The sequence below is a fragment of the Spirillospora sp. NPDC049652 genome, assembly GCF_040675125.1.
Lineage (GTDB): Bacteria > Actinomycetota > Actinomycetes > Streptosporangiales > Streptosporangiaceae > Spirillospora.
Genome location: NZ_JBFAOF010000099.1, coordinates 1 through 13808, shown reverse-complemented (window position 1 = coordinate 13808; position 13808 = coordinate 1). Strand labels below are relative to the sequence as shown.

General features: G+C 70.3%; 14 protein-coding genes and 3 tRNA genes. 13 read left to right on the top strand and 4 right to left on the bottom strand.

Features of this window, described 5'->3' with window-relative positions:
• The first annotated feature begins 139 nt into the window (after window positions 1-139).
• Window positions 140-994, top strand: coding sequence for a zinc metalloprotease HtpX (gene htpX / locus AB0J52_RS09880; RefSeq protein WP_500181186.1), 855 nt, complete (start codon window positions 140-142; stop codon window positions 992-994).
• A gap of 204 nt (window positions 995-1198) precedes the next feature.
• Here htpX and nadE read toward each other — a convergent pair whose 3' ends face one another.
• Window positions 1199-2029: an NAD(+) synthase gene (gene nadE, locus AB0J52_RS09875; RefSeq protein WP_500181185.1), complete on the bottom strand. Its 831-nt coding sequence runs from the start codon at window positions 2027-2029 to the stop codon at window positions 1199-1201.
• Window positions 2030-2211: 182 nt separating this feature from the next.
• Entirely contained in the window at window positions 2212-2700 is a 489-nt protein-coding gene (locus AB0J52_RS09870; protein WP_500181184.1) for a YajQ family cyclic di-GMP-binding protein, read from the bottom strand.
• A gap of 167 nt (window positions 2701-2867) precedes the next feature.
• Here AB0J52_RS09870 and AB0J52_RS09865 point away from each other — a divergent pair.
• From AB0J52_RS09865 to AB0J52_RS09840, 6 genes are all read left to right on the top strand, one after another.
• Window positions 2868-2949, top strand: a tRNA-Tyr gene (locus AB0J52_RS09865).
• A gap of 368 nt (window positions 2950-3317) precedes the next feature.
• Window positions 3318-4214 carry a glycosyltransferase gene (locus tag AB0J52_RS09860; RefSeq protein ID WP_500181183.1) on the top strand — a complete coding sequence of 299 codons (897 nt, stop codon included), beginning with the start codon at window positions 3318-3320 and terminating at the stop codon, window positions 4212-4214.
• 148 nt (window positions 4215-4362) lie between these two features.
• Window positions 4363-5412 carry a sensor histidine kinase gene (locus AB0J52_RS09855; RefSeq protein WP_500181182.1) on the top strand — a complete coding sequence of 350 codons (1050 nt, stop codon included), beginning with the start codon at window positions 4363-4365 and terminating at the stop codon, window positions 5410-5412.
• Window positions 5409-6122 carry a LytR/AlgR family response regulator transcription factor gene (locus AB0J52_RS09850; protein WP_500181181.1) on the top strand — a complete coding sequence of 238 codons (714 nt, stop codon included), beginning with the start codon at window positions 5409-5411 and terminating at the stop codon, window positions 6120-6122. The genes AB0J52_RS09855 and AB0J52_RS09850 overlap by 4 nt, the downstream gene beginning before the upstream one ends.
• Window positions 6123-6289: 167 nt before the next feature.
• Window positions 6290-7714, top strand: a complete 1425-nt coding sequence (locus AB0J52_RS09845; protein ID WP_500181180.1) for an alpha/beta fold hydrolase — start codon at window positions 6290-6292, stop codon at window positions 7712-7714.
• A 62-nt stretch (window positions 7715-7776) separates the two neighbouring features.
• Complete coding sequence (locus tag AB0J52_RS09840) at window positions 7777-8190, top strand: PPOX class F420-dependent oxidoreductase (protein WP_500181179.1); 414 nt, start codon at window positions 7777-7779, stop codon at window positions 8188-8190.
• Window positions 8191-8226: 36 nt separating this feature from the next.
• On the opposite strand, the gene lepB is transcribed toward AB0J52_RS09840, so the two are convergent.
• Complete coding sequence (lepB, locus tag AB0J52_RS09835) at window positions 8227-9090, bottom strand: signal peptidase I (protein WP_500181178.1); 864 nt, start codon at window positions 9088-9090, stop codon at window positions 8227-8229.
• A 159-nt stretch (window positions 9091-9249) separates the two neighbouring features.
• Between lepB and AB0J52_RS09830 the strand changes: the two genes are divergently transcribed.
• The gene (locus AB0J52_RS09830) at window positions 9250-9996 is read left to right on the top strand and encodes a protein phosphatase 2C domain-containing protein (RefSeq protein WP_500181177.1); all 747 of its coding nucleotides are present in this window, start codon (window positions 9250-9252) and stop codon (window positions 9994-9996) included.
• Between the two features lie 87 nt (window positions 9997-10083).
• Here AB0J52_RS09830 and AB0J52_RS09825 read toward each other — a convergent pair whose 3' ends face one another.
• Window positions 10084-11121, bottom strand: coding sequence for a hypothetical protein (locus AB0J52_RS09825; protein ID WP_500181176.1), 1038 nt, complete (start codon window positions 11119-11121; stop codon window positions 10084-10086).
• A gap of 52 nt (window positions 11122-11173) precedes the next feature.
• Here AB0J52_RS09825 and AB0J52_RS09820 point away from each other — a divergent pair, with 52 nt between their 5' ends.
• From AB0J52_RS09820 to AB0J52_RS09800, 5 genes are all read left to right on the top strand, one after another.
• Window positions 11174-12301, top strand: coding sequence for an acyl-CoA dehydrogenase family protein (locus AB0J52_RS09820; protein WP_500181175.1), 1128 nt, complete (start codon window positions 11174-11176; stop codon window positions 12299-12301).
• A 198-nt stretch (window positions 12302-12499) separates the two neighbouring features.
• Window positions 12500-12572, top strand: a tRNA-Thr gene (locus AB0J52_RS09815).
• 435 nt (window positions 12573-13007) lie between these two features.
• Window positions 13008-13081, top strand: a tRNA-Met gene (locus AB0J52_RS09810).
• A gap of 119 nt (window positions 13082-13200) precedes the next feature.
• The gene (rpmG, locus tag AB0J52_RS09805; RefSeq protein WP_026404241.1) at window positions 13201-13365 is read left to right on the top strand and encodes a 50S ribosomal protein L33; all 165 of its coding nucleotides are present in this window, start codon (window positions 13201-13203) and stop codon (window positions 13363-13365) included.
• Window positions 13366-13655: 290 nt separating this feature from the next.
• On the top strand, window positions 13656-13808 hold a 153-nt coding region (locus AB0J52_RS09800; RefSeq protein ID WP_500181187.1), incomplete at its 3' end, for an FAS1-like dehydratase domain-containing protein.

Genomic DNA, 13808 nt, shown 5'->3' with positions numbered 1-13808 from the left:
GCAGCTGGTGCTGTCGGCCGCTGCCGCCGCCGGCTGACGCGCCGCCCGAGCGACCGGGCAGACCCTCCGGAAGGGAACGTTTCGCCAGGTCACGCCGTTGTCGTTAATGTACGACTCGTCAACGGGAGGCAGGGGACACGTGCGTTTCAACGGCGTCAAGACGGCGGCCCTCATCGCTGCGCTGTCGGCATTGATGCTGGCGGCGGGGTGGGCCCTGGGCGGCAGCGCCGGCCTGACCATCGCCCTGGTGATCGCGCTCGGCACCAACGGGATCGCCTTCTTCTTCAGCGACCGCATCGCGTTGCGCTCCATGCGCGCCCACCCGGTCGGCGAGGTCGAGGCCCCGGCGCTCTACCGGACCGTCCGGGAGCTGTCGACCTCCGCGCGCCAGCCGATGCCCCGGCTGTACGTCTCGGAGACCATGCAGCCCAACGCGTTCGCGACCGGCCGCAACCCGCGCAACGCGGCCGTCTGCGTGACGCGCGGCATCCTGCGCATCCTAGACGAGCGGGAGCTGCGGGCCGTCCTCGGACACGAGCTGTCGCACGTCTACAACCGCGACATCCTCATCTCGTCGGTGGCCGCCGCGATCGCGACGGTCATCACCTACCTGTCCCACCTGGCGTTCTTCCTGCCGATCGGCCGGTCGGACGACGACGAGGGCCCCGGCATCGTGGGTGCGCTCCTGATGATGGTCCTCGGCCCGATCGCCGCCGCCGTCGTGCAGATGGCGATCAGCCGCACCCGCGAGTACCAGGCGGACGCGTCGGGCGCGCAGCTCACCGGCGACCCGCTCGCGCTCGCCTCGGCGCTCCGCAAGATCGAGGCCGGCGCGCAGGCCCTCCCGCTCCCGCAGGACCCGCAGCTGGCCACGACCAGCTCGCTCATGATCGCCAACCCGTTCCGCGGCGGCGGCATCGGCAAGCTGTTCTCCACGCACCCGCCGACCGCCGACCGCATCGCCCGCCTGGAGCGCATGGCGGGCCTCCGCTGACCCCACCGCCGGAACCCGGCGGAAAAAGCCCGAACCTCCGCGCCGTTCGGCTCGTCATAGAACGAAGGAGCGCGCCTTCCGCGCCCTTTCAGCGGGGGAGGGGCAGCGGAAAGCGCGCTCTGCCTCGGCTCACGCGGTCGGGACGCCATCCCCCCGGCGCCCCGGCCGCGTGACCGTTTCACGGGGGCTTTCGCCGCCGACGCGTCAAGGCGCGATCGGAAGCCGGCGCTTGTGGTCGGTAAGGCGGTAGCGGCGGACGATCGTCTCGAAGACCCGCTCGCTCACCGGCTTGCCCTCGAGGAAGTCGTCGATCTCGTCGTAGCTGACGCCGAGCGCCTCCTCATCGGTCTTACCCGGGGCGAGGCTCTCCAGGTCCGCCGTCGGGATCTTCCGCACCAGGTCGGCGGGCGCGCCCAGCGCGTCCGCCACGGCCCGCACCCGGCGCTTGGTCAGCCCGGTCAGCGGGACCAGGTCGGCGGCTCCGTCACCGAACTTGGTGAAGAACCCCGACACCGCCTCGGCGGCGTGGTCGGTGCCGACGACCAGGCCCTGGTGCGCCCCGGCGACCGCGTACTGCGCGATCATGCGCTGGCGCGCCTTGATGTTGCCGAGCACGAAGTCCTGGTGGCCCGCGTCGCGGAAGGCCACGTCCGCGGCCAGCACGGCCTTGAGCGCCGCGTCGCTCGCCGGGGCGATGTCCACGGTCAGCACACGGTCGGCCTGGATGAAGGAGAGCGCCCGCTGGGCGTCCCCCTCGTCGGCCTGCACCCCGTAGGGCAGCCGCATCGCGTAGAACACCGCCTCGTGCCCGCCCGCGCGGGCCCGCTCCACCGCGAGCTGGCAGAGCCGCCCGGCGGTGGTGGAGTCGACACCGCCGCTGATGCCGAGCACGAGGGAGGACAGGCCGGTCGAGGTCAGCCGGTCCGTGAGGAAGGCCACCCGGCGCTCGATCTCCCGTTCGGCGTCGAAGGTCTCGGCGACCTCGAGCTCACGGGCGATCTCCTGCTGCAGGGCGGCGGCCGCCTTTTCGTCCACGTCTTCTCCTTGGTCCGTTCCCCCCGGATCCTAAATGGGGGGTACTTTCGCCACCGACACCGCCGTCGAGCAGCACGCCCGCGGCGGTGCTCGACGGCCTACCCCCTCAACGCCGCCCGACCCGACATGCGACGAGGGCGCGAAACGGGCTGAAACGCCCGTCCCGCGCCCTCGTCGACGGCTCAGCGGTAGTTCACGAACTGCAGGGCGACATCGAGGTCCTGCTCCTTGAGCAGGTTGATCACCTGTTGCAGGTCGTCCTTCTTCTTCGAGCTGACCCGCAGCTCCTCACCCTGGATCTGGGCCTTCACGCCCTTCGGCCCCTCATCGCGGATGATCTTGCTGATCTTCTTGGCGTTCTCCTGCGAGATGCCCTCCTTGAGCGCGACGCTCAGCTTGTGCACCTTGCCGGAGAGCTTCGGCTCCGTCGGGTCGATCGTCTTCAGCGAGATCCCCCGCTTGACCAGCTTGTCCTTCAGGACGTCCAGCACCGCCTCGGCACGCTCGGCGGTGTTGGCCTGGATCTCGATCGTCTCCCCGGACCACTTGATCCCGGCGTCGACGTTCCGGAAGTCGAACCGGGTGGCGACCTCCTTGGCCGCCTGGTTCAGCGCGTTGTCGACCTCCTGCCGGTCCAGCTTGCTCACGATGTCAAAGGAAGAGTCCGCCACCGGACACCTCACCCCTTCTAGGCTGCGAATACGTCCGCCCCGAGCACCAGGCGCGCGACCCTGGGCCCACCCCGGCGCGCCCCGCCAGCGTAGCGACCCGAACGGATGTCACACCCACTCCCAAGGTCCGCTATTCTTTCCAGTGCCGCCGCGACAGCGGCGACCACGGCGGGTTGCCCGAGTGGCCAATGGGAGCGGACTGTAAATCCGTCGGCTTAGCCTACGCAGGTTCGAACCCTGCACCCGCCACACCCCAGAGAACGGCCCCTCACCTGGTACGACACGGGTGAGGGGCCGTTCCGCTGTGTCCGGCCACGTCCGATGATCACCGGCCTTCTGCGGCCGTCTCGGGCCACTACGGGTTCACGAACCGTTGAGCTCACTCGGCCTCTGGTTCCTTCGCTTCCCTGGCCGGCGGCGTCCCGTCCGTGGCCTCCAAGATCCGCCGCATCGAATCCTGAGCGTGTCCGGCAACGCACTGGCGGGCGATGGAAGAGGGCGTCCCGATGCTCCGCTCTTTCACTCAGTCAATCGACATCACCGACCGAGTGGTAGAGGTGTCCGACGCGCCGGCCCGAGGGTCATCCTCGGTGCGACTTGGAAGAGGGAGACCGTTAGTGAAACGCCCCACGATTGATCCGGCCCTGGGCCTCGACCTCAAGCCCGAACGGACCCTCGCGCGGTCCGATGCCAGCGTCAGCATCGTCATCCCAGCGCACAACGAGGAAGCCACCATCGTTGAGGTCGTGAGCGATGCGCAGCGTGCACTGAAAGTCCTGGACGTAGCTGGCGATGTCACCGTGAGCGCGAGCGGATGCACGGATTCGACGGCCGCGCTCGCTGCCCGTGCGGGTGCCCGTGTGGTTGAGGCTCCTGTCGGCAAGGGCGCGGCCATGGTGGCGGGGCTGGAAGCCACCGCCGGCGACATCGTGTGTCTGATCGACGGCGACCTTCAGTACTTCGGGGACACGCCTCTCGCGGCGCTCCTCATCGATCCGCTTCTCAACGGCATCGCCGATGCATGCATCGCGGATCTGTACTGGCGTCCGGTGTACCCGCAGCTCTGGCTTCAAGCGTTCTTCGCGCCGGTGGCCGGTTACCTCTTTCCGGAAATGCTCCCTCGCATCGGATCCAGCCCGTGGTCCGGGCAACGGGCGGCTCTGCGGCACCTATGGCCCACAACGATGCCCGAGAACTTCACTGCGGACCTCGCCATCCTGCTGCACTGGAATGAGCACGCGAAGACGCTCAGGCCAGTGCTCTCGGACGACTGGGTGAACCCGCAGCGCCCCAAGCCCGACCTCATGCACCAAGAACTTGAACTGCTCATCTCGGAAGCACAGCGCCGAGGCCGCATCGGTGAGGATGAAGTCCAACCCCTGCTGGACTGGTACGAGGACGCGCACGCCCTCATGGCGCGCTACCGGTCCGAGGAGCACGACCCGCAGGAGTTCGAGCGCGAGATCCTCGCCGAGTCCCGCGCGGCGCTGTACCACCGCCTCACCTCGAAGTAGCCACAGCAACCAAAGAGGGCCGGTCTCCCCGGGGGAGGCCGACCGCCGATTGTGGCCATGGCGGCGGTCGCGGAATCGGCGCGGGGACGACTTCGTGGCCGGTAGTGGGCCATGGCCGGGGTGGGTGGGGGGTCGTTACGGTACAGGCGTGGATCGGCGGGTGTTCGGCGGCTGGACCGCGGTCGTGTCGCTGCTCGCGCTGGTCGACGCGCTGGGGTGGTGGAAGGACTTCGCGGACGGGGCGAACAGCGTCGGGCTGGGGCTTGCGCAGACCATGGCGTCCTCGCTGACGTGGGTCCCGGTGAACGTCGGCGTGTACCTGCTCACGGTGTGGTTCCCAGTCGGCCGGCCTCATGTGGTGCGGGCGGTGCTGGTTCACGTGGCCGGCTATCTGGTCGCGCTCTGCTGGCTCAGCGGACGGATGTTCCTGTTCGATCCGGTGCTGCACTGGCTGCCGCCCGGGCGGGGGTTCGGCGCGGAGTACCTCCGCGATCTCGGGGCCTACCTGGCGATGTACTTCGAGTGGGTCGGGGTGGCCCACGGGGTCTACTACTTCACCCAGTACCGGCGGCGGCGCGAGCAGCTGACGCGGGCCCGCGAGGAGCTGGCCCGGGCCGAGCTGCAGGCCCTGCGGGCGCAGGTGCGGCCGCATTTCCTGTTCAACGCGATGAACACCATCGCCTCGTTCGTCCATGACGACCCGCTGCGCGCGGAGGAGATGGTCGTGCGGCTGAGCACCCTGCTGCGGCGGTCGCTGGAGCATGACGGGTCGCTGGAGGTGACGTTGCGCGAGGACTTGGAGGTTCTGGCCGCCTACGTGGACATCGAGCAGGCCCGGTTCGAGGACCGGCTCGCGGTGGAGTGGCGGCTCCATCCCGGGGCGCTGAACGCGCTGGTCCCGCCGCTGCTGCTCCAGCCGCTGGTGGAGAACGCGGTGCGGCACGGGATCTCACCCCGCGACGCTCCGGGCACCGTGACCATCTCGGCACGGCCGGACGGCTCCTGGCTGCAGCTGATCGTCGCGGACGACGGTGTCGGGCTGCGAACCGACCGATCGCGTTCCGGTATCGGGCTGGCCAACGCCCGTGCCCGGCTCACCCAGATGTACGGCACCGAGCACCTGTTCAGCGTCGAACCGCGTCCCGCCGGCGGTGTCGAGGCGACGGTACGACTGCCCTTGCGGACGGCACCGGCGTGATCAAGACCCTGATCGTGGACGACGAGCCCCCGGCCCGGCGGCGGCTGCAGCGCATGCTGACGCCCCACGAGGACGTCCAACTGCTCGCCGGGTGCGGGTCGCCCGCGACGGCGATCGCCGCGCTCAACCGGCACCGCCCCGACCTGGTCTTCCTCGATATCCAGCTTCCCGAGGGCGACGGGTTCGATGTCCTTGAGGCGATCTGGGGGCGGCACGATCCGGCGGTGGTGTTCGTGACGGCCTTCAGCGAGCACGCGGTCCGCGCCTTCGAGATCGACGCGGTCGACTACCTGCTCAAGCCCTACGGCCAGGACCGGCTCGACCTGGCGCTCACTCGGGTCCGCAGCCACCTCGCTCAGCGCACCGCCGCCCCGGCACTGAACCGGCTGCCCGTCGAGGTCGGCGGACGGATCCGCCTGCTGGACCTGGACGCGATCGACTACGTCCGAGCCGAGGACGGCTACCTGCGCATCCACACCGGCGCCCGCTCACACCTGGTCCGCGGAACCCTGGCCAGGCTTGAGGAACGGCTCGGTTCCTCGGAGTTCCTGCGGATCCACCGCTCGGTCATCGTCCGGATCGACCGGATCCGCGAGCTGGAGATTCTGGCCCACGGAGAGATGCGGATGATCCTCCGCTCCGGCGAAGCCCTCATCTCCGGCCGCGCCTACCGGGATCAGGTGCGGACCGCGCTCGGCCTGCCGAACTGACCGCCGCTCCCGTCCATCGACCGCCTGCTCCCGTTCGCCATACGGACCCGGCCACCGTCCCGGGGCCGTTCCTACGGTGGGCGCAGCCCGTCACTTCGGCCGGGTCGGGACCGGCATCCGCTCAGGGAAGCGAGTGCCGGTCCTTCCACACCACGTGGGAGTCCTCGATGAAGAACGTCCGCCGTACGCTCGCCGCCCTCGCCTGCGGCGTCGCCGTCCTGGCTCCGGCGCCCGCCGCGCACGCCACCGCCCAGGGGCTCCGGGACCCGCACCCGTGCCTGGACGACGACGGCGCCGCGCAGCCGGGCTTCACCTGCTGGAAGCTGACCGTCCCGCTCGACCACTCCGGGCGGACGCCCGGCACGCTGGACCTCGAGGTCGGCGCCGCCGACGGCCCGGCCCATCCCAAGGGGACGCTGCTCTTCCTCACCGGCGGCCCAGGCCAGGAGGGTGTCGCCCTGCTCCAACGGATCACCGGGCGCATGCCCGAGGTGTTCAAGCAGTACCGGCTCGTCATGCTCGACCAGCGCGGCACCGGCCCGCACGGCGCGGTCGACTGCCCGAAGATGCAGGCCGAGGTCAGCGGCTCGGACAGCGCCCCGGCCACCCCGGACGCGGTGGACGAGTGCATCAACCTGCTCGGCGGCCGGGCCCGCTTCTACGGCACCGACCAGACCGTCGGCGACATCGAGGACGTCCGGCAGGCGCTCGGCGCGGACACGATGACCGTGGACGGCGTGTCGTACGGGAGCTTCACCGCCGCCCGGTACGCCCTCGCCCATTCCCCGCACGTGAAGAACCTGATCATGGATTCGGTCGTCCCGCACCACTGGACGCTCGCCGGTGACCTGAACCTGACCGGGCTGACCGCCCAGCCAAGGGTGCTCCGGGACGCCTGCGCGACCGCGCCCGCCTGCGGGTTCGACCCTGCCCGGGACCTCGCCACACTCGTCCGGCGGCGCACCGCGAGCGGCGGTCTGGCCCTGTTCGGCGACGTCGTCGGCTACGAGTTCCTCGACCCGACCTACCGCAACCCGGACCCGTTCCCGGGCAGCGGCGTCCCGGGCGACATCATTGGTGCGATGCATGAGGCCGTCGCCGGTGACACCCGCCGGCTCGACGCCATCGAGGCCATGATGACCCCGGCCGACGGCACGCCCGCGAGCCAGTTGAGCGCCGGCCTGCACGCCGCCACCATCTGCGACGACCTGCGCTTCCCCTGGGGCTCCTCCGCGACGCCGACCGCGCTGCGCCAACCGTTCGTCGACCTCACCGCGCGGACCCTGCCCCCGTCCGCGACCTGGCCGTACACCTCGGCGGTCGCGCTCGCGCAGAGCAGTGTCCAGACCTGCCTGCGCTGGCCGGCCGAGCCCCCGAACTCCAACCCGTCCGGCCGGCTGCCCGCCGTCCCCACGCTGATCCTCAGTGGTGACCGCGACCTCAGCACCCCGCTCGAATGGGCCCGGCAGGAACTCGCCGTCAGCCCGTCCAGCACCGATCTAGTGGTGGTCAAGGGCGCCGCGCACTCCATCCAGAACCGCGAACCAGGCCACACCGGACGCGACGCCGTCGCCAAGTTCCTCCTGAGGTGAGCGCCGCGGCACCTAGAGAGGGCGGGGAGGTGATCGAGGGTGGGGCGCAGTAGGTTCGGCGCGTGGCGAATGTGTTGAGTGACGCGGTGCGGCGGCTGGTGGACGAGGACAACCCGGCGGTGCTGGCGACGGTGAATCCGGACGGGAGCCCTCAGTCGTCCGTGGTCTGGGTCGGCCGGGACGGGGACGACCTGCTCGTCTCCAGCCAGGAGGGCCGCCGGAAGGTCCTGAACGTGCTGCGGGACCCGCGTGTCTCGCTGAGCCTGTACGACCGGAACGACCCGCTCTGGTACCTGGAGGTGCGCGGGAAGTGCACCGTGGCCGAGGACGAGGGGCGCGCGCTCGCGGTCGCGCTGGCGGAGAAGTACGAGGGGACGGGTGCGGGCGAGGAGTACCTGCGGTTGCCGGCGCAGATCGTCCGCGTGGTGATGCGGATCTCGCCGGAGAAGGTGGTCGGGACGGCCGCGCAGGCGTGAGCGGCCGTCCCGGGTGAGGCGGCCGTCCCGAGGGCGTCAGCGGCGGAAGCGGAGCCCGAGCGCCAGGGGCAGGACCACCGCGGCGAAGGCGGGGACCGGACCCGGCTCGGGCGCCGGCAGCGGGGCGAACGCCTTGCTCTTCTTCAACGCGGGCTGCTTGAACGTCTCCGGGATCGGGATGGTGCCCATCCGGTTGAGCGGCCAGACCTTGACGAACGCGCGGCCGATGACGTCCTTGGTGGGGATCGAGCCGTTCTCCGGGCCGTCCTGGTGCGCGCGCGAGTCGAGCGAGTTGGAGCGGTGGTCGCCCATGACCCACAGCTGGCCGTCCTGGAGCGTGACGTCGAACGGGCTCTCGGACGGCTTGTCCTGCTGGTGGTCGGCCGGGTCCACGTAGATGTAGGCCTGCTCGTTGAGCGCGACGCCGTTCACCGTGAGGCGGCCCCGGGCGTCACAGCACTTCACGTGGTCGCCGGGGATGCCGATGACCCGCTTGATGTAGTCCTTCTCCGTGGGGGCGACGCCGAACGCCGTCCCGATCCAGCGCATCGCCTTGGAGAAGATGTTGCCGGGCTTGGAGACCTGGACCTCGGGCTGCCATGAGGGTGGGCCCTTGAAGACGATGACGTCACCCCGGGTGACGCTCCTGGTGTGGAACACGATCTTGTTCACCAGGACCCGGTCGCCGACCAGGAGGGTGTTCTCCATGGAGCCGGACGGGATGTAGAAGGCCTGCACCGCGAACGCCTTGATGGTCAGCGCGAGGATCACGGCGACGGCGATGAGGACGGGCAGTTCCTTCCAGAACGAGCCCTTCTTCTTGCTCTCGTCCTTCGGGTCCTCCTGGTCGGAGGCGTCGCGAGAGGGTTCCGTGTGCTGGTGTTCAGCGTCAGGTTGCACGTTCCAGAACCTCCCCGGGGACAGGCTTGCCAGCTTATGGTGTCCGATGCCCCAGCGCGCCTGTGGATCGGCCCCATGTCGAGGACGTGCCGCCGGCCTTCGTTGTTCCCGGGACGGGCGTTGTTGTTCCGCATGGGAGCGGACGTGTAGACCAGGCTCGTGCATGTGTGCTTCGCGAGTGAGTCGACGCCCGGACGTCCGAACGAGGATTTCGTGGTCGCAGGGCCGGAATGGGCCGTCGTCCTGGACGGGGCGACCGCGCCGCCAGGGGTGGACAGCGGCTGCGTCCACAATCCCGCCTGGCTCGCCCGGCGCCTGGGCGGTGCGCTCGCGGCGAGGCTCGCCGCGGAGGACGACCGTCCGCTGGACGATCTACTCGCCGAGGCCATCAAAACGGTGTGCGAACTCCATGCCGACCGCTGTGATCTGCTCAATCCAGACAGTCCGTCCGCCACGGTCGCGATGCTGCGGCGACGGAACGACGCGCTGGAGTGGCTGGTCCTCGCCGACTCGCCCGTGCTGCTCGACGTGGACGGCGAGGTGCGTGTCGTCCGTGATGACCGGGTCGACCACCTGCCGAGCTACACGCTGGAGGCCGTCCGGCGGGCGCGGAACTCGGCGGACGGGTTCTGGGTCGCGAGCACCTGTCCCGAGGCCGCGTACGAGGCTCTCAGCGGCCGGATCGAGGTCGCCCGGGTACGCCGGGCGGCGATGTTCACCGACGGCGCGTCCCGGCTCGTGGAGCGGTTCGCGACGCTGGACTGGCCCGATCTCCTCGACCTCGTCGAACGCGAAGGGCCGCACGGGGTGATCGAGCGGACGCGCGTTGCCGAGTCCGCCGAACCGGACGGCGCACGCCGCGGGAAGCGCTTCGACGACGCCACCGCGGTCATGGTCCACCTGTAAGGCGTCCGCGACCGCGGTCATGGTCCGCCGGCTACGCCTCCGCGCCCGCGCCCGGTCCCGGTCCCCGACACCGGTGCGCGCGTCGTCCTACCGGCCCTGGTCGGCGGCGATGTGCGGCCACCAGGCGGCGAGGTCCTCGGGATGGTGGACGCCCTCGATGGTGAGTGTTCCGTTCATCATCGGGAAGCGTCGTCCAGCCGGGAAGCTACGTGCGTACGACGGCGGGTCCAGGACGACGACGCGCGTGCCGTTGAGCGCGGGGATGTCCGCGGGGACGCCCTCGTTGTAGATCCACGCGCCGTGGCCGTCCACCAGGTTCCACGGGCTCGACACGATGGGGCGGCCTTCGGGGTCCTGGTCGGTGAACCACGCGACCCACTCGGGCGGGAGCGCCTCGCCGGGCATGCAGCCGGGCCGGCCCAGGAGGGCCCCGCCCAGAAGGATGTGCAGCTGGAAGTTGTCGCCGATGCCGGCGATCTGGACCGTCCAGCCGCGCTTGCTGGCACGGTCCAGGACGAGCAGCCTCTCACCCTCCAGCACGCGCAGGACATCCCGCACGTAGGCCATGTGCGAGTGGTACTCGGAGAGCTCGTCGGCGAGGCGAGCGCGGTGCTCGCGGTCCTGGATCGCGCCCCGGACCATGGCGGAGTTCTGCAGCACCGTCGTCATCGCCATGGCGTACTGCGGAACCGAGAACCAGGCCAGCATCGCGCTGACGGAGTCGTCGCGGAGCTTCGGGACGAGGACGTCGACGATCTCCTGCGAGGGACCGTCGTTCTGCATGTCGGGCGGCGGGCCGCCGGTCGCTTCCTTCCACGCGCGCGCGAAGGCGAGCGCCTCGGTGAAGACCTCGGTGGCGCGCTCGACAAGGGGAAGGCCGACGCCCTCCGGGGCCGCGCCGCTCTCCACCCAGGAGCCGGCCAGAACCGCGAGCCAGCCCCCGATCGAGGGCTGCGCCTTGGCCAGACCCTCGGCGACGCGTGGCAGGGCCGCTGACAGATCGGCCGGAGCGACCTGCTGGCTCATGCCCATGACCTGCGGCAACAGGTCGCTGAACGCGGGGTTGTCGCTGATCGCGGCCTGGACGAGGTCGGCACAGGCTCGGTGGAAATCCTCGGGACCCATGAGGATCACCCTGGCATACCGAATTTTAGAGCCGAATTCTAGAATCGGCTCCATGGACCCTCAGGACTTCGCCGACGTCGTCTCGGCCGTCCGCGCCTTCGTGCGCGAGCAAGTCATTCCCCGCGAGGACGAGATCGAAGAGTCCGACTCCATCCCGGAGGCGGTTCGCCAGGGCGCGCGCGAAATGGGCCTGTTCGGCTACGCGCTGCCCGAGGAGTACGGCGGCCTCGGCCTGTCGCTGAGCGAGGAGGTCCGCCTGGTCTTCGAACTCGGCTACGCCAGCCCCGCCTTCCGCTCCATGTTCGGCACGAGCAACGGCATCGCCGGGCAGGTCCTGGTGAAGTCCGGCTCGCCGGAGCAGCGGGAGACCTGGCTGCCGCGCCTGGCGTCCGGCGAGGTCGTGGGCGCGTTCGCGCTGACCGAGGCGGAGGCCGGCTCCGACCCCAGCACCCTCACGACGTCCGCCCGGCGCGACGGCGACGACTTCGTCATCGACGGGGCCAAGCGGTTCATCACCAACGCCCCCGAGGCCGACGTGTTCATGGTCTTCGCGCGCACAGGAGGGCCGGGCTCCCGCGGCATCTCCACGTTCCTCGTCCCAGGGAACGCGCCCGGTCTGAAGGTCGGGACACCGGACGCCAAGATGGGCCAGCAGGGAGCGCACACGGCGGAGGTCTTCTTCGACGGCGTCCGCGTTCCGGCGTCCGCGATGGTCGGGCAGGAGGGGACCGGCTTCCGGACGGCCATGGCCTCGCTCGCCCAGGGACGCGTCAGCATCTCCGCCGTCTGTGTCGGGCTGGCCCAGCGAATCGTGGACGAGACTGTCGCGTACGCGCGCGAGCGCAACCAAGGCGGCCATGCGATCGGCGAGTACCAGCTGATCCAGGGCCTCATCGCGGACTCGCAAGCCGAGCTGTACGCGGGCCGCGCCATGGTCCTGGAGGCCGCCCGCGCCTTCGACGCCGGTGAGGACACCAAGCTCGGGCCGTCCTGCACGAAGTACTTCTGCTCGGAGATGGTCGGACGCGTCGCCGACAGGGCCGTCCAGGTGTTCGGGGGGATGGGCTACATGCGCGGCGTCCCCGTCGAGCGGTTCTACCGGGACGCCCGGCTCTTCCGGATCTACGAGGGAACGAGCCAGATCCAGCAGCTCGTCATCGCCCGCCACCTCCTCCGCTGAGCCCCGGGCAACGGCCGTCCGCCAGAGGTGGGCGCGGGGTGGCGCCGGCTTGTCGGAGGGCAGGGATCCGACCCGTCGATCTCCTGGTGGACGGCCGTGTCGAGCGGCCCCGGGGCCGTCCGGGATTGATTTCGCACTCCGCCGCCGGAGCGTGTACTGTTCTTCCTGTCGCCGCGAACGGAAGAACGCGGAGGACAGGCCCCTTTAGCTCAGTCGGCAGAGCGTCTCCATGGTAAGGAGAAGGTCTACGGTTCGATTCCGTAAAGGGGCTCAGACACAAGAGCCGCATCCCGGGTGGGGATGCGGCTCTTTTCGTATCCGCCAGTGATATCCGCCGCCCCTTTGCACCCATGCCGGAAGCCCGGCGTCCATCCGCCGCTGACCGACTTTCGCCCTCGGCGGGCGGACGGGCAGGCGGACGGGCGGGACCTCTGGTGGCGGTGGTGCGGATGGGCCGGGAAGGGGCTGCTGTGCTGGGAAGGCGCTGGTCAGGCGTCTGCCAGATTCGCTCACGCGCGGGCGTTGTGGTAGCGTCCATCCGGTCTCAGCGGGGTGATTCGCAGGTCACCGCATCAGCGGGTAACCTGGGCTCCGGTCCGCTGCGGACCATGTGGAACCGAGTCCCCCTGCAAGCCCCGGGAGCTCGTGTTTCCCCGGTGCGGTGAACATCCGGTATCCTTGCAATCCGGTCGTCACCGACCATCACGGCGGGGTAGCTCAGTCAGGCAGAGCAAGCGGCTCATAATCGCTGTGTCGCCGGTTCAAGTCCGGCCCTCGCTACTACCCGAACCTCTCGGCCCCCCACGGGGGCGAGAGGGCTGGGTTGAAACAGCCGGCCTTCCACTCCTGGACGGCCGACCGAGAACGTCCATGTCCCTAGCCCAGAAAGGCACTCCAACGTGGCTGCCACCGACGTCCGGCCAAAGATCACGCTGGCCTGCCAGGAGTGCAAGCACCGCAACTACATCACGCGGAAGAACCGGCGGAACGACCCGGACCGCCTGGAGATCAAGAAGTACTGCCCCAACTGCCGGACCCACCGTCCGCACCGCGAGACCCGCTAGTCGCCGTCCGAGCACAGCGGTCCGCGCAGGCAGCTTCGCGCTTGCCCCAGACGCGCCCCAGCCCGTCCTCGCCACCCGCGAGGGCGGGCTGAACGTCGTTCTGTTACCGTCCCGGGACGAGACCGGTGCGCGGGTGCCCGGCGCGGCACCCCCGGGCTCCGCGCGAAGAGCCCGGCCGGAACCCCACGCGGAGCCCGGACCGGAGCCGCACGTGCGGGCCGTCGGGAACTCGCGTGCGGGTCCGCGGACTCCGCCCGGGAGTCCGCACGCGAGCGAGAAGGACGGAGTGCATGGCGATCAACCGTGATTTCATCGGGCGGACGTTCCCGCCCAGCGAGCCCTACGAGGTCAGCCGGGTGAAGATCCGGGAGTTCGCGGACGCCATCGGCGATCCCAGCCCCGTCTACCGCGACCCGGAGGCCGCCCGCGCGGCCGGCCCCCCC

Coding starts and splice junctions, on each gene's coding strand:
- AB0J52_RS09845 (WP_500181180.1), top strand. CDS start 6,290: ATGAAGAACGTCCGCCGTACGCTCGCCGCCCTCGCCTGCGGCGTCGCC.
- AB0J52_RS09825 (WP_500181176.1), bottom strand. CDS start 11,121: ATGGGTCCCGAGGATTTCCACCGAGCCTGTGCCGACCTCGTCCAGGCC.
- AB0J52_RS09820 (WP_500181175.1), top strand. CDS start 11,174: ATGGACCCTCAGGACTTCGCCGACGTCGTCTCGGCCGTCCGCGCCTTC.